We start from the raw sequence: 26,268 nt of genomic DNA on the forward strand, positions 1-26,268 counted from the left end.
AATATTTTTTGTTTAACTGGCTAATGTTTCTATTTGTTGCTGAAGCTGTGTTATCGCCTCTCTCTGGTCCTTTACAACACTGGTTAGTACCGCAATTATTTCCATAGGGCTAATGGCTTTTTGATCGTTTGCTGCAACAGGCCCCGGCATATCCTCTGCTATGAAGCCCAAAGTTGTTTTTTCATTGTCTCCCTTGAAATTGAACGTAACAGGATTCATTCCGTCCAATATCTGTTTTGCCTTTTTCGTTGTAAGTGATGTTATATTTTCCTTGAGATCCCTTGATGAACTGTAGTAGAAGTACCCGTCTACATAAACACCGCCGCTGGCAGTAAGCTTTATACGGTCACCGCCTCCGTAATATCCTCCTGTCCCAACATCATTGGCTATACCTATCTCAAGGGTCATATTTTCGCCGCCGCCTCGGCTTTGATCCGAATAGTACCTTATCCATGCACTATCCCCGGTACCTCCAAAATAATCCTTAGGAAACATTATTCCATTACTTTCGCTATAACCTATGCTTGGAATTATTGCACACTGAGTTTGAACATCACCACTGACATTCAGGATTCCATTTACTTCCAGTCTATCCCATATTGAAACTTTTCTACCCTGTTTTCCCGACTTGTTTCCAACTATCATCAGGGACTTGAAATTTGTTGTATCATTACATATCTCAGCCTGATTTTCTGCAAAGTCAGGGAATCCGCTCCAAGATGATGTAAACCTTATTGGATTTGAACCGCTTAAAAGTCTTGTATAGCCACTTACATCCAGCTTATCATTGGGATTTGAGGTTCCTATTCCTACATTCCCCGATGCCATGAGTGATATGCTGTCATCACCATCATTTGAGGTTCCAATCTCCAAGGTACATGCTTCGCCGCTTCTGGGATAGTATCTTATCCAGGCACTATCTCCCGAGCCTCCTCCCGGATTACTTGGGAATACAATACCATTGGTTTTCTCTTTCCCTGCACTTGGCGTAAGCGCCTGATTTAGTTGCATATTACCATTTACATATAAGAATCCGTTAACTTCAAGCCTATCCCAAACAGCTACTTTTCTGCCTTGTCCAGCAGATTTGTTTCCTACAATCATTAATGCTTTATAGGTACCTGTATCATTACTGATTTCAGCACCATTGGTAATTGAATCCGGAAAGCCGGACCATGAAGGAGTAAAACGTAAAGGATTTGAATTGCTGAGTATACGCATGGTTCCGTTGACTTCCATCGTGTCATCTTTTGGATTGCTTTCTCCTATTCCTACATTTCCAAGGCTATTCCATGTTATGACCGGTTTCTGTCCGCCATCTGTTGTTCCCAATATTCCGCCTTTTTGACCGAATAATACCGGCCCGTCTACATTCAGACCTGCAAATGGTTTTCCTATACCGTACCAGCCAAGACCGTGGTTGACATTGCCGTTGTCCCTAAGCCATATTGTCTTGTCATTCATATTCAGATTTCCGTATGCAGAAAGATTTCCTTTATCATCTGCCTCAAGGGCTACTCCACCATCGAAACTGATTTTTGAATGTCTGTGAAGTTCATCTACAATGTCGTTTTTTATTAGTTTTTCCCATACCGGGCCGTAAGCTATATTCCATAGTTCTCCTGCATAACCCATTTTCCAGCATTTATCTAATTCTGACCACACAATCCGTGCATCCAACGATTTTCCATCAACGTAATCCCTGAATACCTCCAGTCCGCCATCCTGTAATATCCATGTGCTGTCGTTCTCAGATTTACTGTTTACCTGTACGAATGTGTTTGAAACTTCAAGATCTTTTTGAACTGCTCCCATGTTTGTAAGGTTTCCGTGTACCTCCAAATCCCCCTTTATGTTGACTGACCCCGTGAAATTTGCGAACGTGGAATTAACCTCAAGACCTATGCCCTTTTTCTTGTCCTCTTCCAAGGCTCTTACAAATGGCATTCCGGCTACATCATCATTCAATTTAAATATGATTTTTTGCAGTGACAACACTTCTCCGGCAGGGCCGGCATACCTTCTAAGAGGAATTTTTTCTTCCTCATCATCAAAGTATGATATTAAGCTAATAACTTTTTTGCTTTCAATTTGAGTACCATCTTCGCTGCCATCCTCATTAATAATCAAGGGGTTTGTGTCCTGGCTACTGTTTTGGGCCAGCCCAACTTCCACTCTGGCAAGAATTATGTACTTTTTCTCGTCAACCGGTTTCTCTGTACCGTGCCAGATACGTCCTCTCTCCCAGGTATGTATTGCCTCGCCTTTTCCCTTTTCGAGGTTTTCCTTGTCCTGATCTATTTCCTCATAGCTTGCATAAATGTAAATACTTTTATCATTTGCAAGGTATTGGGACAAATCAATAATGCTGTCAGGATGTCCGTCATATATGTAGATATACTGACTTGTACTCTCTCCGTTATCTTCTGCTACAACCTCATTTATTGCTATTCCTTCCTGAACCTTTACTGAACAGTTTTCTGACGGTACAACCGTTAATCCCTCAATTATTCCCCAAGTATGCAGATATCGGTTGTGTAGCTGCTGAAGTCTTCTCTGGTAATCTTGATCCAGTTTATAGTCTTCTGCATTCAAAAAGAGTCCGTCAAAATAGCGCATTCTTTTCAATTCTTTTCCCATTTTGCCACTTCCTCCGGATATTCAAAATGTTATTTTTTCTTCAAAATTCTACTCATCAATCATACCGCCCAGCAAAGTCTCTTTTCCCACCCTGGAATAAACCCCGACCCGCATTTCCGGTATTTCTACGTTAAGCCTGTAATTTGTATAAAACGGCTTTTCATCCTCAATTACTCTTCGTATAAGACTAACCTTGTTTTCCAGCATAGTTCTGCTGTGTGCCGGAATCATTGCGTTTACACAAAAGAAACAAGGTGAAGAGCTGCCAACCATGGTATTATGACCTATTTCTCTGGATTCCCCAATTCTTGCCGTATCCTGAAATTCATTTATTGAAATAGTGGTCTCCTCTCCTGAATACAGTTGCAGATATTCCAGCAGACCATCACAGGTTCCGCGTTTTTTGTACAGTTGAACAATAGCCCCCATCATTTGTCTGTTGACGGAAGAACGTTTTTCCGGCAATGGTAATACCTGAACTTGAACAACATTTTTTTCGATAGTATCTTCTGATCCAAAAAATTCGATTCCGTCTTCCAAGTCCAGAGCAACCCATCCTGCAAGCCATTCAAGAAACTGAGAGGGTGTTTGCTCCGGGTCCAGATATAAATCAAAATTATCTAGAATCTCTTCTATTCCCCGTGTTTCCTGAATCTCTGTTTTTCCTGAAAGAATCTGTTCAAAGGACTTTAACAACCGTCCCAGAAAATCTCCGTCTTCATTATTTCCTTTTTGAAAAATTCGGGGGAGGTACTGGGTATATTTACTGCTTTCCTGATTACTCATTATTCCACCTCGATGCTTAATTCTTTCAATCGTATTAACTGATATTGTTTAAGAAAGGGAGCATCCAGTTCCATATGTTTTACATGGTCAATCCCCTTGATCCCTTCCACAAGATAGTAGAGGTCGGATGCATAAAGATTTCTTCCCAGCGGCCATCCGTTTTTGTTTTCGCCGCCTGTAATAGGGTCTATGTATTTTTCTATAACCTCTCTTACCGTATCCCCCATTTTTTTATCTTTTGCAACAACCTGCATGTTGATTCTTATTTCCTGATAATCAGGATCAACTACATGCACTCTGTTTGTAAGTACTTTTCTTTCCAACAAGTATTTTTTAATATATTGCTTGATGTCATATGCTTCTTTAGTAAGATCATTCTGATTTTTGGTTGACATGATTAGAATTACAGATATATGCCCAAACTGACCGGCTTCATCTGTTTTGTTGTTTTCCATATCTCGGTTTGACAGACAGATTGTTCTTGCAATCAAATCAGGGTAGCTTTCTTTTATTTCAGGCTTTTCCATAAGTGCCTTTAATGCAAGAAACTCAAAATCCTCGGTAGTAACTGCTCTGGTACATTGAGTTAGCTGCTGCACACCACGTCGGATTCCCGAAGTTAGTTTCTCCCCATTCTCAAGCTGTGTCCCCAGTAGTTTTAGAAAACGCAGGTTGTTTTTTTCCGGTACTTGATCAATTCGGTAAATAATCATTTCACAGAGCCATGCAAACAATTCTACCAGTGTGATTCCCGGATCAGACGGGTTATGGTTTGTCCATTCAGGGGCATACATTGGTATTAATGATTTTGCTTCCTTAACAAGATCATCGAATGTAATTTCATCCAGTTTTTGTATTGGCAGTGACATTTTATGTACCTCCTTTCATATATTTTTCATAGGATTAGACACTAATTTAAAATCTAATCCTTATTAGGAAAGCAATGGTCACATTTTGCTCCTTTGGGTTCGTCACTGATTTTTTCAAGATATCTTCTGTCTTCTTTTAATAGTTCTCCAATACTACACTCTTCCGCAGGATTGATGGAATCATGTATGACATTTGTATCCCTGTTAAGAAGGTATGGAAACTTTATTTCTGACTTTTTATTTATAAAATGCTCTCCGCTGTATACCAGCTCATCTTCCTCTAAAAATACATCACCCTCTAAAACTTCGCTTATTTTAAGAGGTGTTGTATTTACATATTCATCATTTCTGCTTAAAAAGACTACATCTCTGGCTTCAGGGACAGCTATTTTTATATAAAAGGTTTCACTCTGTGCTTTTATTTCATTTAATATAAAGGACCGTATGAACAAATCCGGTGTAGCCTCAGCTTCTATATCACTGCCAACAGGATAATCAGCTTCAAGAGGTTCTCCGTCAAAAGTCCTGCATTGCAGAGTATCACCTTCTACTGATTCAACTATCAGTTCCTTTGAAGGGCAATTTACACAGGTAAGCATAATTCTGTCGCCTTCTCGGAATCCTTTTACAAGAAGGGTTCGAACATCCTTGTTTGCCTCGAGCTTTTGTGCTAGTGCAAATATTATTCGGTTATCTTTGCTTTTTACGGCACAATATGATGGGTAAGTAATAGCAGGCCTGAATGGTACTTCTTTTAGTAATTCTATATTAAGGGTATAACATTGAACCGAAGCTTTAACGGAGATGTCTGTAATGTAGTCTACTCCGGGTGTATTTTTTATTACTGAACAAACCTCGGATATATACAGATTTTTCCCAAGTGTCCAACCGGTTTTTTCCTGTCCACCTCTTAAAGGATTCAAGAACTCCCTTAAATTTTCTATAATATTACCCTCTATAATTTTTGCTGATTCAGGTTTTGTATATTTAACAGATGCCTCTATTCCGATTCTTATATAGTCAGGCCCTATTATGTCAAGCCGAGGACTGTCAGGATTATTTAAAACAGTTGGGATTCGTTGAGTCAGGTGTTTTTCTATTTCATTTAAAAGCTCCTGACTTGGGGTAGGCTTTGGAGCATCATAATCAGGAACCACGATTACTGTTGCTTTCCCAGGACAAAAATCCAAATTCTGGTCCATTGTTGGAAAGCACTTTACAAGTGCTATCTGAGGTGCAGCCTCACGAACAAGCCATTCCACATCTTCACAGGTTATTCCCCTGTCCATACTTTTTAATGTGTGTGGTCCTCGTTTTTTGGTTTCCTCAACCTCTTCCTGATCAAAGCCTCCATCAGCTGCTACGGGGTTTGTGGCTAAATCTATACCCGGATAGCTGTCCCATAGTTTTTTTATTGTATCTGCTTCGACATTTCCACAAGAGCCCCCGCCATATTTGTAATCACACTGTATATTCTCTTTTCCGGCAGGAGGAATCATGCCGTTATTACCATCTCCGAAGGTAATAACACCGCTATTGTTATCAAGCATATAGTGCCTGCTGTCCGGTTCAGACAATGAAAAAGTCTGAACTTCTTCCCATATTATTGCATCCGCCTGCCCAAGTATTTCTTTTACCCTAACCACTTGACCATTTAATACCGGAGTACGTGAAAATTGGAATGTCTGGTTTGGTTCCCCGTTACTTGAACCCAGTATCTCATTTTGTATTGTATTTGAGTTGGATGCCCACACTGCATTTGAATAAATCGCATTTAATCTGGGATAAACTATATAATCTCCGTCAATTTGATTTGCACTCTCAAGTCTTGCTCGCACCCAGAACATATCCGACCCGAAAAGGGGTATTTTTTCAATATCACCGGGAATGACAAGCTGCTGAATCTCTCTTCTTGTAAAATCCCTTACTGCATCATTAACACTTAGTGCCAACCATTTTCTTCCGTTTGAATATTCCCATGCAACAACCGGCTTTTTACCTTTCTGGTCTCCTGTAAGTGGAAAAAACAAAGAAACAGGCAAGTTACTTATATCTCTGTTAAAGCCCAGATATAAGGCAGGTTCACTATCTGTACATGAAGCAAACAGTTTAAAGGTTTTTCCTGTGGAAAGACATTCCTTGGTTTTTTCCCCCATAATAAAGTTATTCTCTGTTATTACATTCTCCGGGAATACTTCCGGAGATGAATATGTATAATCAACTAGTAATTCCTTTATTGACGGTGGAATGAATGTAGGTTCAATGTACTCAGCCTCTGTTACAGTAATTTGCTCATTATTATTTAACAATACAGGCTTTGGTACATATGAAACCCTTCCATCTTCACCATAGTTGCCTCCGATTATTCTTACACGTATCCAGTAATTTTCCTCACCATTTATACTATGTGATTGTATTTCTGGACATTTAAATTTTATCTTTCCGCTTTTTGTTAAGGCATAGGTGGTATCCGAATAAATTAAGCCTTCCTTTATACAGGTACTGCTGCCTGATTTATCTGACATTCCGATTTTTGCAAATCCATTCCATTTAGCACCATTCCAATATTCCCATGCAAGTAAGATATTTTTAGTATCAGGTGTACTTTTTGCATCTGAAAGATTAATTCCCAAAGTTATGTCTGCATCTTTTTTTGAAAAAGCCTCTTTACAAGCAAAGTAAAATGTGTCGTTGAATGTTGGTCTTTCTCCAAAAGGGTAGAAATCTTTTGTTAAATCAATCGGTGCGTAATTAAAGACTGCTATACCGGGAGCAATCCCACTTCCCAAAGTATCAACACTTATTTTTATATCCTCAACATCAGGCAAAAGATTTGTATCTCTCAGAGCTGATTTTAACTCAGCGTAAATCCAATGGTTCTTCCAGCAACTAAAAGAATTGTCTTTCTTGTATCCTGATATTTCTTTTTGAGAAATCCCCGTTATACCTGAAAATGAAATTCCTCCAGTTTGTAAAGGGGTCTGTCTGCCCCCATTTTCAAGCTTCAGGGGCTGCGGGTCTCCTTTATCATCAAAGTAATACCACTGAAGGCTGTATTTATCGCTGCTATCACCATTTAGTAGTAATCTCACATTTACTACTGCATCTTCTATACTGAATAATTTTGAATGCCCTATATATATGCGGTGTATTATGGGTGACTCTCCTCTAAACAGTTCTGCCTCAATGCCATTGTTTTCAGCTAACAAAAAATCTAAATTGCTCCATCGGTCTTCTGCCGGATCTATACTCACAGCCTTGATTAAGCCTGGTCTAATTACAGTCAAATCATTTTGAGTTTCAAAAACAACTTCATCTTTGTTCTCAGGCTGAGCTGAAATTTTAGCACCTGCAGGTATAAATCCATCCTTGTCCCAGTCATCTTTAAGTTTGAAAACCAAGGGTGCTTTTGACGGTATTGGAGAAGTAGGACTAACTCCTATCAGGTTTAAAAATGCAGTAAAATTCTTATCCAATGCCTGATTTAATGAATAATTGACATGTCCCATCATATTGGAAAATATATTTACAAGTGCATCAAGCTCTTTATCTGCCGCAATGTCGTCAATACTTCCAAATTCAGGGCAATAATAAAGTATCAAGCGTCTTATTTCACTAACCAAATCCTGTTGGCTTCGATTATCAATTTTCGGTATCATATCTGTCATTATCTTCCCACACTTTCAAGATAGAATGGATAAACAAGGTTTGCTTTGCAATTACTGGACTTTATTATGTATTCTATATTGATTTCTATAGTCGGCTCTGTTTGATTCATAGTAGCCGTTACGCTCTGCACTTCTATTCTAGGCTCCCAGTTAAGTAAAGCCTCATCAACATAGGTCTGTATTAATGTTGCAGTTCCAAGTTCATTGGATGAAAACAGCATGTCATTCAGTCTGCATCCAAAATCCGGTCTCATTACCCTCTCACCTCTGGAAGTTCCCAAGATAAGCATTATTGACTCCTTTATAGATTCCTCACCGACAGAAGTACGCAGCTTTGATTTTTTTGCTGAAACAGGATATTTTAATCCTTTTCCTAAAAAATCTATTACTTCCATATACCCTCCATTTCCCCAATGTGCCCGGCTAAGCGTGACATCAGGCTAAAAAGTATTTTTTTAATTCAGCCTCCGATAATTACAGTACCTGCAGCTACTACCTTCCCCACTGGAAGGTCCGCAGGATCATTGCATGTAATAGCCGTATCTCCGTTTCTGGCTGCCATTTTTCCATTTATTTTAACAGTGGCACTACCCACTGAGATTTTGCCCTTATTTTTCGGTGCTTTTTGGAAAGGCCCCGATTTCGGGGAATGAGATGGTGTATTTGTAGCTGTTGAATCTACTGTTGCAGCCGGCTTCCCCATAATATTTACATTACTGCTAAGACTCCCGTCTATAATGCCGGTAAAGGGATTCGGTATCGGTGTCGGCACTGTACTTGAGCCTACCGGAACCAATTCTATATGCGTATCCGTTGCTATAATGCGATCACCTTGCTTTGCCGCTGGTTGTCCCATACACATTCTCTCCTTTTTGTACAATAATAAAGATAAAAATTTTAATCAGTTTATGTTAACAGTAGCTCCTTTAACTGTCATATTAGAGGATGCCTTTATGTCCATAGCGGCTGAGGCTTCAATTTTTGTGGCTGCCGAGGATTTAATTTCTATTTCTTTTGCATTTATTGAGAGTTTCCCGTTAGGTGCTGAAAATTCAATATCTTTACCTGAATTTATAGTTATTTTATTGTCTTTTGTACTGATAGTAAGTTTATTACTACCTGATTTATCTATAATTTGTATACTCTCAGCTCCACTTTTATCATCAATTTGTACAATATGTCCTTTTGATGATTTCAATAAAATTCTTTCTTCGCCGCTTTTATCAGAAAACTCGAATATATGTCCGCTGCGGGACTTTATAACTCTAATGTTATTTTTTCCATCACTGTTTTTTTCAGGAGGTGTATCTTTACCATTCCATAGAGCTCCGATAATAAAGGGCTTGTTGACGTCCCCGTTTTCAAATGCAACAAGTACCTCGTCACCTACTTCAGGAAGGAAAAAAGCTCCTCTCTCTTTTCCGGCCATAAAGGATGCAATTCTGGCCCAATTTGACTCTTTCATTCCAAGCAATGGAATCTGTACCTTTACAAGTCCCGGCCCCGGTTTTTCGGAATCATTTGCGGAGTCATTCTTTATCACAACTCCAATCATCACACCTAATACCTTTTCATCTTTTTGAATATATTCAGTAAAATTTGAAATGCTGATACCTTCACTCATATTCCGGTCCTCTTTACCTTAAATTTAGTCTTATAGCCCTGTTTATCTATGTTATGGATAGTTGAAATAATATAGTAGACTCCTGTGAAGCGTTCATCTATCCCTAAAAGTTTTACAGATTTGCCCGCCCTAACCAGAGGATTACCATAGCATTTTCCCTCGCCGGTTATAAATTCTCGAAGAAGGCTATTATATGCTGCCGCAGCTGCCGCTTTACCTTCACTGACATCAATGAGGTTTTCAACCCAGAAGGATACCGGAGCTTTTTCAATACTTTTTTCAGTAATGTCATAGCCCGATTCTTTTCCACCCATTTTTGTTGTTTCATCCCCTTTTTTCGCCAAGGCTTCTATTTCTTTCTTTTCCTTTACGTTCCAGCCTCTTACTGTGACTTCACTTCCCTTTGTTAAAGCTCTCAGCTCAAGATTCAGTTCCTCATAATCCCTTTTGTAATTAAAATCAGGAAGTTCAGGGGCTTTGGGAGCCCGGGACTTAACAAAGTATAATTTTTTGTCCTCGGCATAAAGCTCATAATCCAGATATGCAGCTCTTTTCATAAGGAAATCATAATTGCTGATATTGTTCTGAAAAACATATGGATAAATGGTTTTTGTATCGTCTACCTGAGGAGTGAGCCCATGTTCCCGAGCAATTTCACTGGCTATATCGCTGTCCTTTTTCTTGGTAAAAACCTTGTTTCTTGTTCCCATACGCAACCTGTGAAGCAAATCGTAACCTCTTATTTCAACCAAGCTGTGATCGGCAACCAGCAGTTCTAAAGATGTTATCTCTCCGCTTATCATTACCTCAGGCTTGTCAAGTCCCATATAAATTGATATCTTATCTCCGGGTTTGAAGGTTTTTAAATCAATACCTCGCCATTTACCGTTTCCGCTGTCTACCATATTCATTTGTATTCTGAACAGAGCGGGCAGGTTTATTTCGTCTTCAATTGTTACAGTTTCAATTGCATTGAATAAATCTGCTGATAAATCAGCTCCATTGAGCTTTATCTTATAATTTGCAACTTTTGTAGTACCCATAGTTCCACCTCTTAATCCGGTATAACCAGAGTCCTTCCGAAATCATTTTTGCTAGGGAATCCGATCGGATTGTCGATTCCGTTTGCAGCAGCTATGGTACGCCACTTTAAAGGATCTTTGAGTGCTTCATTTGCAATTATATCCAGTCGGTCTCCGCTTTTGACTATCCATAGCTTTCTGCAGGCCTCTTTACCTTGGGCAAGTTCAACCTTCTTCTGAGGTTCATCTGATATTAGTGTTATATCGAGCAATGACCTTACAGGGGTTCCGTTTTCCAGAAACATTGTATATTTTTGTTCTATCTTGCTGATAACCCCTCGATATGAGTAACCGCCCCAAACAAATAAACATGTTGGTGGCTTTTTTGTACTTTTTCCGGCTACTTTCGGGTCAAGCAGATCTGTTATTTTCATTGTTTCACGCCTTACGTCTCTTCGCTTTTCATAGGTGTCATAAAACAATGAGATTTTAAATTCAGGTGTTTCTGCTATCTGAAACTGCTTCTTATCATTTTCTCCGGTGTATTTTCCTTCAAAGGATACAGTATATTCGTTTGGGTTAAACATTACTGATATTGGTTCGGCACCGGGTAAATCCAGCGGGATTATTTGTGCTTTTTCTGCCATTACCTAAGACCCCTCCTATCTTTTTGTATTATCAACTTTTTCTCAAGTATTTGAAAAACTTTGTCTGCCAGCACCTTTACTTCCTCGTTTCCTATGGTTTGCAGTTTTTTATCCGGCTTTGACGGGGAGGTTGCTTTAGCGTATACATTTTTTTCTGTATGCATAACATCCATTGGCAAAATATCTTTTATTCCCTGTTCTTTTTTATCCTTTTCCTTTAACTGATGCCTGTAAAAAATCAAATCAGTACTTTTATCATTCTTTTGAGGTAAAAAATGAACAAATTTTTCATACCCATCTAAGTCTGTTTCTTTTATTTCCTGCTCACGAAGGATATTACGATTGATTTGTTGTTTTTGTGTACTGTGAATTATATTTCCTGTGACAATGCCATTCTTAACATTAAACCTCTCTGAATTCAATTCACCTGATTCCGGATGTTGGTACTTTTCCTTTGTGATAAGCTTATTTATTATAGTGGTTTGGCTTATAGACCTGTTTTCAATGGTTTCAGAGAAACTGCCCGGTAAAGATTTTGTTTCCGGAAACACATTGTAAACCAATGTGTTTAGTTTATTCTGCCCCAGATATTTATTGCTGGACACGACCGACTTTTGAGCCACTTCCCGTACTAGTGTTTGTTTCTCGTAATCCTTCTTATATGTTATTTCTTTCTCAAAAATATTTTGATGTGTTGTATGCTCACGTACTTCTTTGATTGCCCTTTCATTCTCAAACAGCTTTGTATCGGTTTTATTATTGATAACGTTTTCTTTATTTTGGATATCTGTAATATGATAAACATCTTTGTTATAGTTAGCAGCTCCGTTATTTACCTCTGTAAAACCATCTGATGATTCTAATCCTGCTTTTTCTGTGAGCCTATGAAAAAAGTATTTTTGCTCCTGATTATTGGTGTTTAATAGAACTTTCTGAATAAATTTTGCCGGTTCGGTTTTAGAATTTAGCTTAATTTCCGTTGGCGTTGTAATATTTATGATTTTGGTGTGTTTATTATATGATGGTTTTAAACTGACATTTCGTGTTGTGCCGGGTAGTACTATCTGGGATGAATTATTATTTATATATTTATAAACTTTTAGTAAAGTGTTGTACCTTTTTATTTCAGTATAATTAAAGGGCTCTTTTCCTTCATCGGATTCTAAAACCATATCGGAGCTGTTTCTGAAAATCAGTCTGGTAAATTGACCTTTCCACCTTCCGATACCGTATTTGCTCAGTATATTTTGTGCAAAGGACGTATTTAATTTGTTTAACTTATTTGTTTTAATCATATGTTTACGTCCTAACCCTGTATTTTCTATTTGTGCATGTTTATTCCATTATGAGTGAATACCAGTGTTTCTGCAGCTATAGAACTGCTTGTGGCACTAAATGCCGGGCCCTCCCACTTAATAGGACATGCTTCCAGAAAATCCCACCACAATTTAGGATTACCCGAATGATCCAGCAGGCAAATTGATCCGTTTTTTCTGGTTATCCTGCCATTAATTACTCTCCTATACCAGTTCCATAAATAGTCATCATTTGTAATTCCGTGTTTTAAAGTTATATCGCTGTATTTAGTCTGAGTTAAGAATGTGTACTCTTTGTGGTTTTCTCCTCCGAAGGTTTTACGCTCCACCTGAGTTTCAATACTTAACCCTGAAACATCAGTAAATCCTGCAACTGCAATACCATCGATCTCTACTACAAAGTTAAATGTAAGGTATGGATCTTTTCTGTATCCGGGAACCCAGTTTCTTCTTTCTACCAAATTTACTATATTTGCCATGGTGTCCTCCTAAACCTCAAAGAAATCTTTCTTGCCCTCATCTCCGTTGAGCTTCTTGTTTATTTCACTTACTTCCCTGCACCAGCGTTCTCTCTCAAAATGCTCCAAGCCCAGCACGGTTTTATAATCCCAGTGCAGGTAGTAGGACAAAAAGGCTACCTCCTCGTAGAGGCGGTCGAGAGGGTAGCCGGTTATTCCCCCAGAATCTCAGCCTCAACCTCAAAAGCGTGATCACATTTGGGACATTTGGTTTTTATAGTATTAGAGCCATTCTGGTTGATTCTGTTGTATAATTCCTGCAAATAGGAAAAGTCGGAAGTATACAACTCCTCTATAACTCTGGGAGTTATCATTTTAAGCGTACCTAAATTTGTTACTACCCTCGAAAGCAGGATTACTGATAAATAAGCCGGGTTCTGCTGTACACGTGCATCACGAAGTGGCATTATTTCATCTGCGGCAGTAGCAAGTCTCATTGTTCCCTGCTTAAGTACCGTTCCTGTATCGTCAACGTAACCTTTGGGCAGTGTAAAGTTAAATTCTGTTTGTAAAATATCCATTCTACATTCCTCTCTTTTGATTATTACCTTTGACTGATGTAAGGTGCGGCTTCAACCCTGTAAAACCGGGTTGAAGCGACCTTCATCATCATTTTGTTCCTCAAAATACACAATAAGGATAGTTATTGAAATTTGACCGTTTATACCTATATTTAATTTTTGCAGTATGTTATCAATTCAATAATAATCCGGCTAACGATTAAGATTACTTAACTCTTGCTACGCCTTCATGTGCCAGTTCAATGTTTTCAATACTAACTTCATTTCCCTTTGCACTTAATGCACTAACATCATATTTAATTGGCCATGCTTCAATGATATCCCATTGAGCTTTGTCATTGCCTTCTTCATCTACCAATATTATTGATAAGCTTCTTCTGTTGTTAAGTGCACCCTTTTGTACAACCGCTTTACGCCAGTTGTACAGGTCCATAGTATCTGTAAGGCCTCTCTTTAAAGTTACATTACCGAACTTTGTAAGACCTGAAAGTTTTCTTGAATGAGGTGCATCTGTTCCCTCTCTGTATTCTACTGCTTCTGTAGATATATCAGGAATTGTTGCATCAGAAAACGCTGCTATCTGAATACCATCAATTACTACTCTGAATCTAAAATTTCTGTATGGATCATTTCTCTTTCCTGTTGCCATTGGTTAATCTCCTCTCTGGATGTTATTTGGACAGCGTCTTTTGGCTGACTTTAATTATTACAAATTCTGCCGGTTTAACAGGAGCTACACCGACTTCTATTACCAATTGACCTGCATCTCTTGATGCCGGAGGATTGTTTTCCTCGTCTACTTTAACGAAGAATGCCTCTTCCTGGGTGGAACCATAGAGTGCTCCGTCTCTCCACACCCTTGTCAGGAAAGCTGATATGTTTCTCTTTACCTTTCCCCAAAGAGTTGGCTCATTTGGTTCAAAAACTACCCATTGACTTGCCTTGTCAACTGATTCTTCAATATACATCATCAGACGCCTGATATTTATATAACGCCATTCTGAATCAGATGAGAGAGTTCTGGCACCCCAGATACAAATTCCCTCAGGTAAAGAACGGATTACATTTATACCTATAGGATTGAGAAGTTCCTGTTCCCCCTTAGTTACTATCTTTTCAACACCTACTACTGTGTCAAGATATCCGTCGGTAGTTCCGGCAGGAGCTTTGTGTACCCCTCTTGCTGAATCAACATATGCATATGTACCTACAACTGAACCTGAAGGTGGAATGAGCTTTTTCTTTCCTGTAAGCGGATCGTTGATAAATACCCATGGATAATACAATGCGCCATAGGAAGAGTTAAATGAGTTGCCTGCATAGTCTCCCGCACCCTCTTTGAAGTCCTTTACTTCCTGAGGTGTCAAGCCATGTGGAGGGTCAATAACATAGAAGCAGTCCTTTCTGTTCTTGCAGTAATTTAGTATTGCAAGAATAATGCTTCTGTTAGAATCCATATTTGCAACGTCAGGAGCTGCAAGTATATTAATTTCGTCAATAGGTGTAAATGCATTGATTCCCAACTTTTGGTTTTGGCTGTCAATGTACTCTACGTATGATATTCCATCAACGCCATTTTCTAATTCTGTAAAATTATCCCCTTCTGTAAACATTGGAACCTTGTCCATGTTATCAACTTTTTTAAGATCCACCAATGGTGTTACGCTGATAAATGATGATACCTCATTGATTTTCTCTTCAAAGTTGGTTATAAGTAAATTGTCAAATGTTTCAACAAGTTCCCCGTCGACATCTTCTCCAACATACTCATCGCTGAATGAACTCTTCTCTGTATACTTGATATTGAGTTTGAAACCGTTTATCTGTCCGTTTGTTGAACTGCTTATTTGAAAGGAAATTCTATTACCCCAGTTTCCTTCAGAACGGGCACTGATTTCGAATAAGTTTGCTCCCTGATCATCCTTGACAATGCTATAAGACTTCTTTGCATCTTCTGATGCAGCTCTTACAACATAGCAGGATGTTCCTCCTTCCGCAAAGAAATTGTACACGGCATAAGCAAGGTATGCATTTGGGATAAATCCTCCAAACTCACTGACATACTGGCTCCAATTTGTAACCAGAATAGCTTTACCAATGACACCTTTCTCAGCAATTCCGATAAAAGCACCCACCGCTGTACCTACGCCTTCTATCGGCTTCACTCCGCTGGAAACTTCTTCTACATAAACTCCTGGTGATAAATAATTTGGCATTTCAAGTCCTCCTTGTTATAACTGTTTTTATGGTCCTTCTGTTGAATAGACCTATATGCCCTCGCTATATTTTTCAATACGCGAAATCATATTCTTAATTTTGCATAATCTCTGGTTGAATCATCATGTATTCTTTTTAGATAATTCGGCATGGGTTTTTAAATTATAATATTTTGGTGTTGGTTCCTCTGTAATTAATGGCAATGTAATTATCTTTTCAGCCGGCATCCTTACCGCAGATACCAGATAAGACAGGCTTAACTTTGCCGGTTTTCCCGGGAATACTTCCCATAACTGCTTAATATCCTGAAGCGATAAATTATTGTAGGATATCCTAATTTGTTCGTTTCCGCATACTGCCAGATTTCCTTTAAGGTCATCTCCACTGAGCACCGCGTGCTCATGAAACAGTTGAAATAGTTTTCCCAAAATCAATAGTTCAGTATCTCTGTCCTTTGCATATGGGGTCATAAGATAATACAGGTCAAGATAGGAGGGAGGGTCAAATAACTGGTTTGTCCCTGGTATACGTTCTCTCTCACTGTTTCTCATGCTATGGCTTTCGGTAAGGTAATACAAGCATAATGAAAGAGTCATGTTTGCTGAATCTACATCGCTTGGTGAACCGAAGGTTATGTAACTGTCATCATTTAATTCCGGAACATTTGTTTTAATCAAAGCCTTCAGGCTTGCACTGACATCTCTGATTACTGTACGGGTTTCCACAGCCATTTATTCCACCACCTCAATCAGTTGATAATATGGGGCAAAATCCGATTTCAAAAAGGTTTTACCCATTTTTTTGTATTCTCTTTTTGCCGCCTGCATAATTTGCTTTATCCCTATGGGGCACCCTGCATGGGCAGCATAAAAAGCTGCATTTAATGCTATATTTTTTATATTTCCCCCTGCCATAACAAATTTCTCTGCCAGAAAATCATAATCCAGCTTGTCCTCTACCGGAGCCCCGGAAGGAAATATACTCAACCATATAAGCTTGCGCTGTTCCTTATCAGGAAATGGGAATGCTACGTTAAAGTGCAATCTTCTCAAGAAAGCTTCATCAATGTTCTGGTTCAGGTTTGTTGCCAGAATAACTATTCCCTTGTATTCTTCCATTCTTTGAAGCAGATAGCCTATTTCAACATTTGCATATCGGTCATGAGAATCTTTGACTTCGGAACGTTTTCCAAACAGAGCATCGGCTTCGTCGAAAAACAGTATGACATTTGAGGTCTCGGCCTCGTGAAATATTTCTCCAAGATTTTTTTCCGTTTCTCCGATATACTTGCTTACAACTCTTGAGACGTCAATCTTATATATTTCAAGGCCTATTTCATTTGCGATAACCTCTGCTGCCATTGTTTTCCCACTGCCCGGGGGACCTGAGAACATAATATTTAATCCTTTTCCCAGTGCGAGGCGCTTTTCAAATCCCCATTTTTCATAAACGATTGAACGGTATTTTACCTGCCTGCATATTTCTTTCATTTGCAACATTTGATCTTCAGGCAAAACAAGCATATCCATTGTGTAAAGTGTATCTATCTTTTTTGCCAATTCGCCAAGTTTTCTGTTTGATTGAGTATAGCAGGCATTTGTAAGGTCATTTGTCTCAATCCTTCCATCGCTGGCTCCATTCCATACCGAATAGTTTTCACCCAATCTAAGAACATTTTCAATCTGACCAGGTGTAAAACGGAAAACTTCAGAGAAATTATTGAGGTTTAGATTTGCATCCAACTGATATTTTCTGCCAAGTTCCTGCCAGTATTTTTTTCTTTCTGTTGCGGAAGGATATGGATATTCCACTGCAACATAGGCAAACCTGCAGTCGGTATTTGTTAAATGCCACTGAGTTCTTCCGAGAATGAATGTTGTTTCAGAAAACTCATGAAGCATTTGCAGGATTCTGTTGATTCTTATCTGCTGGCTTCTTTCTTCTGAAACCAATAGTTGAAAGTTTTCAAGACAGAGAATACCGTCGCTTATTCTAATCTGCCTGCCAAGCAGCCGAAGAATTTCATCAAAAGGTAAGTCAGAGCTTAATATCTTTTCTAAATCCGCTACAATAAGGGGTAACCCCAGGTGCTCACATACTGATAGTACATATTCTTTTTTACCGGCTCCGTCAGGGCCATAGAAGTACAGTATTTGATTTCTTTTTGTCCTTCCATTCCTGTAATAGTCGATAAAACGTAGTATTCTGACATTTTCAGAATTAGTGCTGATGTTTTCTCTTTGCCCTGTTTTAATCAGTTCAGCTACATGTATTAACCGTGAATCAAGGATATTGATATCCAGTAAATAGTTGACTACCCAATCATCCAATTTTAGGTGACGTGATATTAGCGGAATGCAGTTATCTGATAAATCATTCCCACTTTCCAGCAAAAGCCTGACCAAAGGTGCTTGCAGACTGAAGACTTTTCTTCCTTCAAATCTTTCATCCTCTGATGATATAAATATCTTCATCAACAGGTTAATGCTTGGAGTTTTTATTGAAGTATCATTCTCAAAATAGCCGTATACCTTTTCATATTTTGGATCTATCTCAGGGGCTATGCAGGCAACAAGACATCTTTGTTCAAAGAGACTCAGGCTGAGTAATTTTGATATGTACAGTAGTGAAATGTATCTTCCGCATGCTCTGGTTGCTTCAAGCCTTTTGGCAATTTGATAGTCCATCTCGATAATCTTGTCTTCTATCAAGATTTCCTGATCAAATGTATTTTCTTCTTCCAAAAGATCGCATATTTCCTCTTTTGACAAAACCACACCGGCATATGATGTTGTACTTCCCACTTCTGTATCATCCCGGATATACCGTCTGAATATTAAATCCAGACGTCTTAATTCGTCCGATAGGTATTCTCGGCTTGAAACATATGCGATTGCTTCCTGTGTACTTTCCGTACTGCCCTGATTTTTAGGGATGCCTGTTGCATTGTTTTCTGAACTTATCATTTTTTGGCCTTTCATCAAAGATATGCTTTACTTAGCTTTGGATTTAATCCGTTCACTATATATGGAAAATTTATCATGTAATTTACAACTATTATTGAAAATTATTTTTTATCTGTCCTCTTATCATTAATTAATTCTTTCTCCACCGCCTCAAGCAGCCCAATGACATTTTTGAGTCTGAAATCAGCTGTCCAGTACTCCTGATATAAATTCCCGTATTCGATATCCTGCATTAATTTTTCATCCTGACAGGAATTGAATACTACATTGTTTTTTGCCCTGATCTTTTTCAAGAGTTCTATTATGGTCTTGAGTTCTTCCATGAGGAGTTCTCCTTCTTGTTTTTTGATTTATAACTTCTCACTTTCTAAGTAAAAAATATTTTTTGTTTAACAACTAAAAAAAGGCAGTTACACAATAAATATTGTTTATTGTGTAACTGCCTTTAATAGGTGGATTTGGTTAATAGGGCCCTTGGAGCGGCTTCATCAGACTTTGTTCAGGGCCAGACCCGGCAATTTTGTCAAACAGCCTGTCTGCAAATGGTATGTACTGTCTTACCAGCTCTACTATTGATTTTCCTGCTATAGCTTCTATTCCTTTGAATACTGCTTTGATTAGTGCTGATAGCGGATGCGAAATAATGAAGTTCAGTACCATGTCCACAGCCTTGTTGGCTATTAACTTCATTAACTGTGCAGGCTGTCCCAGTATTACTACCTTTGACTTGATGCTGCCTGCTATTTCTTTGAGCTTACCCTTTACACTGCCAAAGAAGCTTCCGACTGCATCTTTCGGTTTTCCGGCGCCTTAACTTAAGGTCTCTACAGGATTTCCAACCACATCCATTGCTTTTACTGCTCCGGCATATATTGCACTAAAAGGTTGCAAACCATGGTTTTGCGGCTATGTTAATTACTCCGAGTATCTTTCCTACTCCACCCGCAATCTTGTTATATACTCCTTTAAATACATTGAATACAGATGATAGTGCATGAAGAACTTTGACCAGTCCCTTTTCTGCACGTCCTGATGCAGGTTCTTTTTCGTCCTTGCTCTCTTTGGGCAGTCCTGTTATAGCTGTGTTTACAAGCATGAGTAATAAAGGAAGGCTTACATATTTTAAAAATAAAAAAGCCTCAACAGAGAATAATCTCTATTAAGACCTGATTTAATAATTTGCTAGACTTCCATCTAACACAAGCCTACATTCGTAGGCAAAATATTAATTAACTACTCATATACAATGAATTTATCATTATTATGCTGAATATTACTAGGAACTAGGCTATTTATTCAGTTGAGATTTCTATCGATTTTTAATCATTAGAACTTGGCTCTAATCTCAATATCGACCCTACTTGTCCTAATTTCTTAATGCGTGATATCGCTTTTGCATACGGAACATTTCGCACTAAAATAAATGGTGGCTGTTTTGAACACTTAAGAAGCTCTCCAATTGATATATCAATTTCTAGAATTTTTTTAATTACCAATAAATCTTTTGTTCCTCCAACAGGCATTTTCTCCAAAATAATATTATGAAGTTCAATATATGATCTAATTTCTTCAGTCTCTGATGTCCTAATGCTACAGCCTGTAGAAATCCATTCACTCAAATCATTAGTAATTACTTCAGGTTCATCTTTAGGATTCATATAACCGCTATCAACAGCAATTACTTCCTTTGATGCTCTGTCAGCTTCCATTAAAAATACTTTTCCTCCACTATTATCCCCTATAGCGACATAACCTCTAGCATACTTATCAACTTCCCATGTTTGGTTTCTCTCAACTAATTCATCTGTTCCATAAAGTCCAATTCCCTGCCCGTTTATAAATCCATTTGTAATGCTTAATAATTGTCGGTATACTTTAGGTAAAAAAACCCCTAATTCGACTTCGACCGAATTTATTTCATCAGTATTTGCAGGATTATTTTTTTTTAAGCCAATTATTTTTGTTATATCCATTTTGTTTTTCTCCTTTCCACAACAAAATATATTAGTATAAGTCATACAGTAGCTATATATTCTCTATTTTACTTAAATGCATCTATACTATCAAAATATTTGTAAGCCCTTTCAATTGCCTTTCTCGCTAATTTAGCATTTACACCTGCATTAATCAGTTCTCTATATCCTACATCAAATTCATGCTGTATAGTTGTATCAAAGCCTTCCCTATTCCTACGAGCTCTTTGTGCTGCCGAAACCTTTGCATGACTCATACCTGAGCTGGATTCTAATAGTATTGCGGGTGCATCATTTTCATTATACAATTTATTATTTTTTTTGGCCCAACGTTTTGCCCATTCATTCTGAATTGGATGATGTGACTGCACCTGATTGTCAGTTTTTGACCTGCTATAGCCTGGAGCACGATTTTCACCTGGACTTAGATTTCCATGCCTATCAACATCCCCTATTTTATAGCCACCGGGTCTTTTTGGACCACCCCCATTTGCCCCCTTAGCTTTCTGAGCAACAGCGATAATCTTATTATTATCTGATTCTTTTACATCTTTTTCGTTTTTACGTTCCTCTTCATTAACCGCTTTAACTAATTCTCCATCATTTGGTAAAACTCCTGCTGCTATCTGTCCCTGAATAGTATTTTTATTACTCGCCATCATTACAACATTCTTATTCTTACCTTTTTCCACCCACAGTTCATGGCTTTCATTTCCAAGCTTGAATTTGACCTTTGGAGTAAGCATTTTCCCTATTAGGGCTTTTGCTCCGCCTGCCACTTTGCTTGCAAGGTTTTTGCCCAGTTTGGCGATATTTCTTAATCCTATTGCATAGAGTTTTGTATGTACTCCCGTTAACAATATGCCCAGGAAGTCGCCTCCACCTTTTGGTCCTTCTTTGCTTTTTCCCTTGGTGTCGCCTTTACTGTTTGCTTTGCTGCCTCCTGCTTTGCCTATGCCCATTGCTGTAACGAGTTTTGCTCCGCTGCCCAGAGTAGATGTGGCTGACTGCTCTGCATTGTTTACCATGCCTGTTGCTCCGTTGGTTGCCTCGTCTATCATTCCATTTACATTGTTTATAGGTCCTTGAAGCGGCTTCATCAGACTTTGTACAGGGCCTGACCCGGCAATTTTGTCAAACAGCTTATCTGCAAATGGTATGTACTGTCTTACCAGCTCTACTATGGATTTTCCTGCTATAGCTTCTATTCCTTTGAATACTGCTTTGATTAGTGCTGATGGCGGATGCGAAATAATGAAGTTCAGTACCATGTCCACAGCCTTGTTGGCTATTAACTTCATTAACTGTGCAGGCTGTCCCAGTATTGCTACCTTTGACTTGATGCTGCCTGCTATTTCCTTGAGTTTACCCTTTACACTGCCAAAGAAGCTTCCGACTGCCTCCTTTAGTTTTCCTGCGCCTTCGCTGAGGGTCTCTACAGGATTTCCAACCACATCCATTGCTTTTACTGCTCCGGCATATATTGCACTAAAGGTTGCAAACCATGGTTTTGCGGCTATATTAATTACTCCGAGTATCTTTCCTACTCCACCTGCAATCTTGTTATATACTCCTTTAAATACATTGAATACAGACGATAGTGCATGAAGAACTTTGACCAGTCCCTTTTCTGCACGTCCTGATGCAGGTTCTTTCTTGTCTTTTTCGTCCTTGCTTTCTTTGGGCAGTCCTGTTAATTCTCCGAACAGTCCTTTTGTAAGGAATCCTGCTATTCCTGCTGCTGACAGTAGCTTTAATACATCCTTGATTTTTATGCTTTTGATTGTATTAACAAAGTTCATTACCGAACCTGCTGTACTTAGCAGTTGTGGTAATGTGGTTGCAAGCCATTTTACTATCTGAAGCAGTACACTTCCTCCTCCTGTTGCAAAGGCAAGAGCTATTTCCGCAGCTATTTCTGCGGCCTCAAGGATTGCTCCGAATATTTTTTTGAAGTCCATGGTGAGGAATTTCTTTATTCCCGCCATGACTGCCTTGTATATCTTTTGCAAACCGACAAGTAAGCCATCTACAGCTTTTGCCATAAAGTTCAGTGCTGCAGTTACTCCTTTTTTCAGAAGTGCTGCTGCTTTGTTTACTGCTGCAACCGCTTTATTTACTGCTTTATCTATAAGGTTACATATTTTATTTGCTATTCCCGGGAATTTAGCTAGGAGGGTTTTTACCAGTCCTTTGAGAACAGTTCCCAATCCCTTTATAGCACTTACTATCAACCTGCGGCCTGCTTCTATTAGTCCAACTGCCAGCTGTTTTGCTTTCTCAAATATTGTTTTTACTGCTTGACGAAGTTTGTCAAATATAAAGCTGACAGCCTTTGTTATGCCGTCTACAATAGCTTTACCGACTTTCTTTATACCACCCCATATCTTTCCAACAAGACTCTTAGGTTTTTCTTCTTGCTTCTTTTTCTCTTCATCAGCATCCTTCTTGGCTGTTTTACATTCCTTGTCAGCATCCTTTTCAGCATTTTTTAGGGTCGTTTTTACTTCGCCCTCTTTTTCGTCCTTTATTTTTCCTACTTCTTTTTTCTTCTTTTCTGTCTCTGCACTGGCATCCTTTTCATATCCTTCTGTCGCAGTGTTTATCTCACTTTTCCACTGGTCTCTCAGGCCGCCTACTTCTGCCTTTGTATTTTCCTGCTCCTTTAGCTGAGTACGCTTTGCTTCTGCTTTATGGTTTTCTATCTGTGCATCTGCATTTGCTTTTGCACTGGAAACTCCTGAGTCAAACTGGGTCTTGCCCTTTTGGAATTCATTTTCCTTACCCTGCATAAAGCTCTTTAGCTGTGCATTCAATTGAGGGTTTACTCTTGAAGCTACTTCAGGGGATATGGGGGCTTGCTTGTTAATATCAATTCCAAGTGGAAGTACTCCTCCTATAGCTTTATCCGCTTTTATTGTCGTGGGGTCTTCCTGAGGTGCTATGGCGTTCTCACCAAAATCCTGCTTTGTCTGGTTCAATTCAGCCTGCTTTGCATTTCCGGCGTTCTGAGATGCTTCATTCATAAAGCCTTCCATCTGATTTGGGTCGGCTTCTCCTGTCATGCCTATCTCAGGTGCATTTTTTGCATATTCTTTTGCTTGCTGCCTTACTTCATCGGCATCAATATCATCGCCTTCTCGAATCTTAATATTTTCAGGCATTCCTTCACATGCTTTACCACCTGATTTTTCGCTCTTGAAGGAGGAAATTGCAGAATGAGCCAATTCCTTAACCTTATTTACAACTTTTGCCGGACCCTTTTTAGCAGGAATTCCTGTTGGAGTCGGTATTACCGGAATTTTAGCCTGGGTTTTTGTTTTCTGTTTTTCAAAAGCTGTCTCAGACACTGATGATGCCTGTGAGAAAGCATTTACTATTTCAGTTGGTGGAACAGTTCCAAGTGAATTTAGTATTTTACCCGGGTCCTCTGAATTTATTTTTATTACAGGTGCTTTAACGGGAGCCTTCTTTGTCGGTGCTTCATTCTGACTATTTACAGTTCCGCCAAATCCTGAGGTTATTTTATTTGAAGTAGTTGATTCACTTTTTGCAGGTGCGCTTGTTTCCTGAACTTTATCTTTTTTCTTTGGTGAGACATTCTCTTGATTTTTGCTTTCAATATCAGCTTTTTGTATGCTCTGTTTTGGCTTTGAAGATATGGTGGGTTCAATACTTTGGGTTTGAGCCTCAGCACCTTGTTTTTTAACAGTCTCTTTTACGGGTTTCGCTGAAATAGGACTATTTTCATTCTTTTTTGTGATTTGCACTATTTTACTCTTATCAGTAGCAACATTGTCGCTCTTAGTCTGTTGCTTTTCTGTTTTCTTACTAACTTCAGGAGCTTTTTGAGGCTTTTCCTCAACTTTTATATCAGGAACCTTTGTTTTTTCAGCTGTTTCTTTCAGTGGTTTAATTGCATCAACCTTGTCTTTTCCATGTTGTTCCTTAGTTTGTTCTTTTTTTGTCTTCAAATCAGTTAGCATTTTTCCCAGCGCTTTATTTCCTATGGTACTCTGTAGTACTACTACATCGTCGCGTTTTAACGAATCCGGATCCTTTTTGAGTCTATGTATTATTTCAACTGCATCCGCTTTTCTGGCAACCGGTTTGCGGCTACCGGCTTGACCCTGTATGTTATTTCTTTTTACACCGGTTGTCTTCTCTTTTTGTTTTTGTGCGGTTATAACTGGACTCATCAGCCGTTTTCCTCCTTTTGCTACTTTTAATTGTTACAAGCTGCAATCTTTTTATGGATTGCAGCTTGTAATGACTTGTACAGATTTTAAGGTTCGATTCCTCCGATGAGGTTTCCAGAGGAGTATACGGTTATCTTTGATGTTTCAGTATAATCTTTAGCTGTTGGGTTAAATGAATAGTCATTTGTTTGCGTGTAGTTTGACCAGTCTGCCTTTGAAAATCTTCCCTGAATTACTACATTTTCTCCCGGTTTAACTGTTTCAATACTGCCTGGGAAAGTTATCTCAATATAGTGGTCACACTGTGTACCGGTGAATAGCGCACTACTTCCCTTTGCACAAGAAGTAATGTTTCTCTGTCCTGAAGTACCTTTAATTTCAGCATAGTCACACCAATAACTTTGACTCTTGTCACCGTCAGAAGTAAAATAATATCTTATTTTTAAGTCTGAAAGTTTAAGCGTTGTGTCCCCTGTGTTCACAAACATTATTCTTGGGTCTATTGAATTTGTTGTTGCAATTGTGGTTGCATTAAATGACTTTACTACATATTTCTGAACAACGTTTATGTACTGTACAGCTTTGGTAATATTACCGTTAGCATCTGTTGCAGTCCATGTTACGGCTGTTTTTCCTACTGGAAAATCTGCCGGAGCATCGCTTGTTACGTTTACACCGAATATATCTGTTGCTGTTGCCGTTCCAATCAGCACCTTTGTTCGTGAGCCTGTTGCAGCAACTGTAATGTCTGCTGGTATTTTCAGTACAGGTGGTGTAGTATCCTTTACCGTAATATACTGTTCAGCCTGTGATTCATTACCGTTAATATCTCTCGCCATCCATGTTACGATTGTTTTACCTATCGGATAGTCTTTAGGTCCATCATTTAGCAACATTATCGGAAATATGTCAACTGCAGTGGCTCTGCCAATGCTAACAGGTGTCCTTACCGCTGTAGCTTCAACGGTTATGTTCTCTGGAACGGTCAATTTAGGCTTAGTTGTATCCCTGACTGTTACATTTTGATAGCCTGTTGTAACATTTCCATTTCCATCGGTTGCGGTCCATGTTACTTTTGTCGTATCCACCGGATAATCCGCTAAACCATCATTTGTAATATCCACGTGGAAAATGTCAGTGGCTGTTGCTTTTCCGATTTCGACAGGTGTTCTTACTGCAGTTGCTTCCGTTGTTATTTCTTGTGGAACACTCATTACAGGCTTGGTTGTATCCTGTACTGTCACCTTCTGAATCTTAGTTGTAATATTTCCATTTGCATCGGTTGCTGTCCATTTTACTTCT

At 38.8% G+C, this 26,268-nt stretch carries 24 protein-coding genes; 1 reads left to right on the plus strand and 23 read right to left on the minus strand.

Annotation, left to right across the window (positions count from 1 at the left end):
- Nucleotides 1-12: 12 nt before the first annotated feature.
- The 19 genes from L323_RS32295 to L323_RS32380 form a co-directional block, all read right to left on the minus strand.
- Nucleotides 13-2,640, minus strand: a complete 2,628-nt coding sequence (locus L323_RS32295) for a tail fiber domain-containing protein (protein WP_020815799.1) — start codon at nucleotides 2,638-2,640, stop codon at nucleotides 13-15.
- 48 nt (nucleotides 2,641-2,688) lie between these two features.
- Nucleotides 2,689-3,426 carry a tail protein gene (locus L323_RS32300; protein ID WP_020815800.1) on the minus strand — a complete coding sequence of 246 codons (738 nt, stop codon included), beginning with the start codon at nucleotides 3,424-3,426 and terminating at the stop codon, nucleotides 2,689-2,691.
- The gene (locus tag L323_RS32305) at nucleotides 3,426-4,295 is read right to left on the minus strand and encodes a hypothetical protein (protein WP_020815801.1); all 870 of its coding nucleotides are present in this window, start codon (nucleotides 4,293-4,295) and stop codon (nucleotides 3,426-3,428) included. The genes L323_RS32300 and L323_RS32305 overlap by 1 nt, the downstream gene beginning before the upstream one ends.
- A 53-nt stretch (nucleotides 4,296-4,348) precedes the next feature.
- A complete protein-coding gene (locus L323_RS32310) occupies nucleotides 4,349-7,954 on the minus strand; it encodes a putative baseplate assembly protein (RefSeq protein WP_242835284.1) in 3,606 nt (1,201 codons plus the stop codon).
- 8 nt (nucleotides 7,955-7,962) lie between these two features.
- A complete protein-coding gene (locus tag L323_RS32315) occupies nucleotides 7,963-8,358 on the minus strand; it encodes a GPW/gp25 family protein (protein ID WP_020815803.1) in 396 nt (131 codons plus the stop codon).
- A gap of 65 nt (nucleotides 8,359-8,423) precedes the next feature.
- Complete coding sequence (locus L323_RS32320) at nucleotides 8,424-8,819, minus strand: PAAR domain-containing protein (RefSeq protein ID WP_014312907.1); 396 nt, start codon at nucleotides 8,817-8,819, stop codon at nucleotides 8,424-8,426.
- A 45-nt stretch (nucleotides 8,820-8,864) separates the two neighbouring features.
- Nucleotides 8,865-9,587, minus strand: coding sequence for a phage baseplate assembly protein V (locus L323_RS32325; protein ID WP_020815804.1), 723 nt, complete (start codon nucleotides 9,585-9,587; stop codon nucleotides 8,865-8,867).
- Nucleotides 9,584-10,630, minus strand: a complete 1,047-nt coding sequence (locus L323_RS32330; protein WP_020815805.1) for a phage late control D family protein — start codon at nucleotides 10,628-10,630, stop codon at nucleotides 9,584-9,586. Before L323_RS32330 ends, L323_RS32325 begins: the two co-directional genes overlap by 4 nt.
- Nucleotides 10,631-10,641: 11 nt before the next feature.
- A complete protein-coding gene (locus L323_RS32335) occupies nucleotides 10,642-11,256 on the minus strand; it encodes a LysM peptidoglycan-binding domain-containing protein (RefSeq protein WP_020815806.1) in 615 nt (204 codons plus the stop codon).
- Nucleotides 11,256-12,551: a hypothetical protein gene (locus L323_RS32340; protein ID WP_020815807.1), complete on the minus strand. Its 1,296-nt coding sequence runs from the start codon at nucleotides 12,549-12,551 to the stop codon at nucleotides 11,256-11,258. Before L323_RS32340 ends, L323_RS32335 begins: the two co-directional genes overlap by 1 nt.
- 26 nt (nucleotides 12,552-12,577) lie before the next feature.
- Nucleotides 12,578-13,051 carry a phage tail protein gene (locus L323_RS32345; protein ID WP_020815808.1) on the minus strand — a complete coding sequence of 158 codons (474 nt, stop codon included), beginning with the start codon at nucleotides 13,049-13,051 and terminating at the stop codon, nucleotides 12,578-12,580.
- A 9-nt stretch (nucleotides 13,052-13,060) separates the two neighbouring features.
- Entirely contained in the window at nucleotides 13,061-13,246 is a 186-nt protein-coding gene (locus L323_RS41380) for a DUF6760 family protein (protein WP_014312901.1), read from the minus strand.
- The gene (locus L323_RS32350; RefSeq protein ID WP_020815809.1) at nucleotides 13,243-13,611 is read right to left on the minus strand and encodes a phage tail assembly protein; all 369 of its coding nucleotides are present in this window, start codon (nucleotides 13,609-13,611) and stop codon (nucleotides 13,243-13,245) included. The genes L323_RS41380 and L323_RS32350 overlap by 4 nt, the downstream gene beginning before the upstream one ends.
- A gap of 205 nt (nucleotides 13,612-13,816) precedes the next feature.
- Complete coding sequence (locus tag L323_RS32355) at nucleotides 13,817-14,260, minus strand: phage tail protein (protein WP_020815810.1); 444 nt, start codon at nucleotides 14,258-14,260, stop codon at nucleotides 13,817-13,819.
- Nucleotides 14,261-14,282: 22 nt separating this feature from the next.
- Complete coding sequence (locus L323_RS32360; protein ID WP_020815811.1) at nucleotides 14,283-15,827, minus strand: phage tail sheath family protein; 1,545 nt, start codon at nucleotides 15,825-15,827, stop codon at nucleotides 14,283-14,285.
- A 123-nt stretch (nucleotides 15,828-15,950) separates the two neighbouring features.
- Entirely contained in the window at nucleotides 15,951-16,559 is a 609-nt protein-coding gene (locus L323_RS32365) for a DUF4255 domain-containing protein (RefSeq protein ID WP_020815812.1), read from the minus strand.
- Nucleotides 16,560-18,794, minus strand: a complete 2,235-nt coding sequence (locus L323_RS32370) for an AAA family ATPase (protein WP_020815813.1) — start codon at nucleotides 18,792-18,794, stop codon at nucleotides 16,560-16,562.
- Nucleotides 18,795-18,895: 101 nt separating this feature from the next.
- Complete coding sequence (locus L323_RS32375; RefSeq protein ID WP_020815814.1) at nucleotides 18,896-19,117, minus strand: hypothetical protein; 222 nt, start codon at nucleotides 19,115-19,117, stop codon at nucleotides 18,896-18,898.
- A gap of 139 nt (nucleotides 19,118-19,256) precedes the next feature.
- On the minus strand, nucleotides 19,257-19,454 hold the full coding sequence (locus tag L323_RS32380) for a hypothetical protein (RefSeq protein ID WP_020815815.1): 198 nt from the start codon (nucleotides 19,452-19,454) through the stop codon (nucleotides 19,257-19,259).
- Between L323_RS32380 and L323_RS41385 the strand changes: the two genes are divergently transcribed.
- The gene (locus tag L323_RS41385) at nucleotides 19,438-19,608 is read left to right on the plus strand and encodes a hypothetical protein (protein ID WP_020815816.1); all 171 of its coding nucleotides are present in this window, start codon (nucleotides 19,438-19,440) and stop codon (nucleotides 19,606-19,608) included. The two genes, L323_RS32380 and L323_RS41385, sit on opposite strands and share 17 nt — an antisense overlap.
- Nucleotides 19,609-19,671: 63 nt before the next feature.
- Here the strand turns inward: L323_RS41385 and L323_RS32385 are convergent, their stop codons facing one another.
- The 4 genes from L323_RS32385 to L323_RS0120765 all read right to left on the minus strand — a co-directional run.
- Nucleotides 19,672-19,890, minus strand: a complete 219-nt coding sequence (locus tag L323_RS32385; RefSeq protein WP_020815817.1) for a hypothetical protein — start codon at nucleotides 19,888-19,890, stop codon at nucleotides 19,672-19,674.
- Nucleotides 19,891-20,113: 223 nt separating this feature from the next.
- Entirely contained in the window at nucleotides 20,114-20,767 is a 654-nt protein-coding gene (locus L323_RS32390; RefSeq protein WP_020815818.1) for an SMI1/KNR4 family protein, read from the minus strand.
- 68 nt (nucleotides 20,768-20,835) lie between these two features.
- On the minus strand, nucleotides 20,836-24,966 hold the full coding sequence (locus tag L323_RS41500; protein WP_020815819.1) for a hypothetical protein: 4,131 nt from the start codon (nucleotides 24,964-24,966) through the stop codon (nucleotides 20,836-20,838).
- Between the two features lie 86 nt (nucleotides 24,967-25,052).
- Nucleotides 25,053-26,268 (minus strand): cellulose binding domain-containing protein (locus tag L323_RS0120765; RefSeq protein ID WP_031342090.1); only part of this gene is annotated, 1,216 nt, incomplete at its 5' end.

The sequence above is a fragment of the Ruminiclostridium papyrosolvens C7 genome (assembly GCF_000421965.1).
Classification (GTDB): Bacteria; Bacillota; Clostridia; order Acetivibrionales; family DSM-1351; genus Ruminiclostridium; species Ruminiclostridium papyrosolvens_A.

Excerpts from the sequence above, each read along its gene's own strand:
- L323_RS32295 (WP_020815799.1), bottom strand. The coding sequence starts at position 2,640 with ATGGGAAAAGAATTGAAAAGAATGCGCTATTTTGACGGACTCTTTTTG.
- L323_RS32300 (WP_020815800.1), bottom strand. The coding sequence starts at position 3,426 with ATGAGTAATCAGGAAAGCAGTAAATATACCCAGTACCTCCCCCGAATT.
- L323_RS32305 (WP_020815801.1), bottom strand. The coding sequence starts at position 4,295 with ATGTCACTGCCAATACAAAAACTGGATGAAATTACATTCGATGATCTT.
- L323_RS32310 (WP_242835284.1), bottom strand. The coding sequence starts at position 7,954 with ATGATACCGAAAATTGATAATCGAAGCCAACAGGATTTGGTTAGTGAA.
- L323_RS32315 (WP_020815803.1), bottom strand. The coding sequence starts at position 8,358 with ATGGAAGTAATAGATTTTTTAGGAAAAGGATTAAAATATCCTGTTTCA.
- L323_RS32320 (WP_014312907.1), bottom strand. The coding sequence starts at position 8,819 with ATGGGACAACCAGCGGCAAAGCAAGGTGATCGCATTATAGCAACGGAT.
- L323_RS32325 (WP_020815804.1), bottom strand. The coding sequence starts at position 9,587 with ATGAGTGAAGGTATCAGCATTTCAAATTTTACTGAATATATTCAAAAA.
- L323_RS32330 (WP_020815805.1), bottom strand. The coding sequence starts at position 10,630 with ATGGGTACTACAAAAGTTGCAAATTATAAGATAAAGCTCAATGGAGCT.
- L323_RS32335 (WP_020815806.1), bottom strand. The coding sequence starts at position 11,256 with ATGGCAGAAAAAGCACAAATAATCCCGCTGGATTTACCCGGTGCCGAA.
- L323_RS32340 (WP_020815807.1), bottom strand. The coding sequence starts at position 12,551 with ATGATTAAAACAAATAAGTTAAACAAATTAAATACGTCCTTTGCACAA.
- L323_RS32345 (WP_020815808.1), bottom strand. The coding sequence starts at position 13,051 with ATGGCAAATATAGTAAATTTGGTAGAAAGAAGAAACTGGGTTCCCGGA.
- L323_RS32350 (WP_020815809.1), bottom strand. The coding sequence starts at position 13,611 with ATGGATATTTTACAAACAGAATTTAACTTTACACTGCCCAAAGGTTAC.
- L323_RS32355 (WP_020815810.1), bottom strand. The coding sequence starts at position 14,260 with ATGGCAACAGGAAAGAGAAATGATCCATACAGAAATTTTAGATTCAGA.
- L323_RS32360 (WP_020815811.1), bottom strand. The coding sequence starts at position 15,827 with ATGCCAAATTATTTATCACCAGGAGTTTATGTAGAAGAAGTTTCCAGC.
- L323_RS32365 (WP_020815812.1), bottom strand. The coding sequence starts at position 16,559 with ATGGCTGTGGAAACCCGTACAGTAATCAGAGATGTCAGTGCAAGCCTG.
- L323_RS32370 (WP_020815813.1), bottom strand. The coding sequence starts at position 18,794 with ATGATAAGTTCAGAAAACAATGCAACAGGCATCCCTAAAAATCAGGGC.
- L323_RS32375 (WP_020815814.1), bottom strand. The coding sequence starts at position 19,117 with ATGGAAGAACTCAAGACCATAATAGAACTCTTGAAAAAGATCAGGGCA.
- L323_RS41385 (WP_020815816.1), top strand. The coding sequence starts at position 19,438 with ATGAAGTTCAGTACCATGTCCACAGCCTTGTTGGCTATTAACTTCATT.
- L323_RS32380 (WP_020815815.1), bottom strand. The coding sequence starts at position 19,454 with ATGGTACTGAACTTCATTATTTCGCATCCGCTATCAGCACTAATCAAA.
- L323_RS32385 (WP_020815817.1), bottom strand. The coding sequence starts at position 19,890 with ATGCTTGTAAACACAGCTATAACAGGACTGCCCAAAGAGAGCAAGGAC.
- L323_RS32390 (WP_020815818.1), bottom strand. The coding sequence starts at position 20,767 with ATGGATATAACAAAAATAATTGGCTTAAAAAAAAATAATCCTGCAAAT.
- L323_RS41500 (WP_020815819.1), bottom strand. The coding sequence starts at position 24,966 with ATGAGTCCAGTTATAACCGCACAAAAACAAAAAGAGAAGACAACCGGT.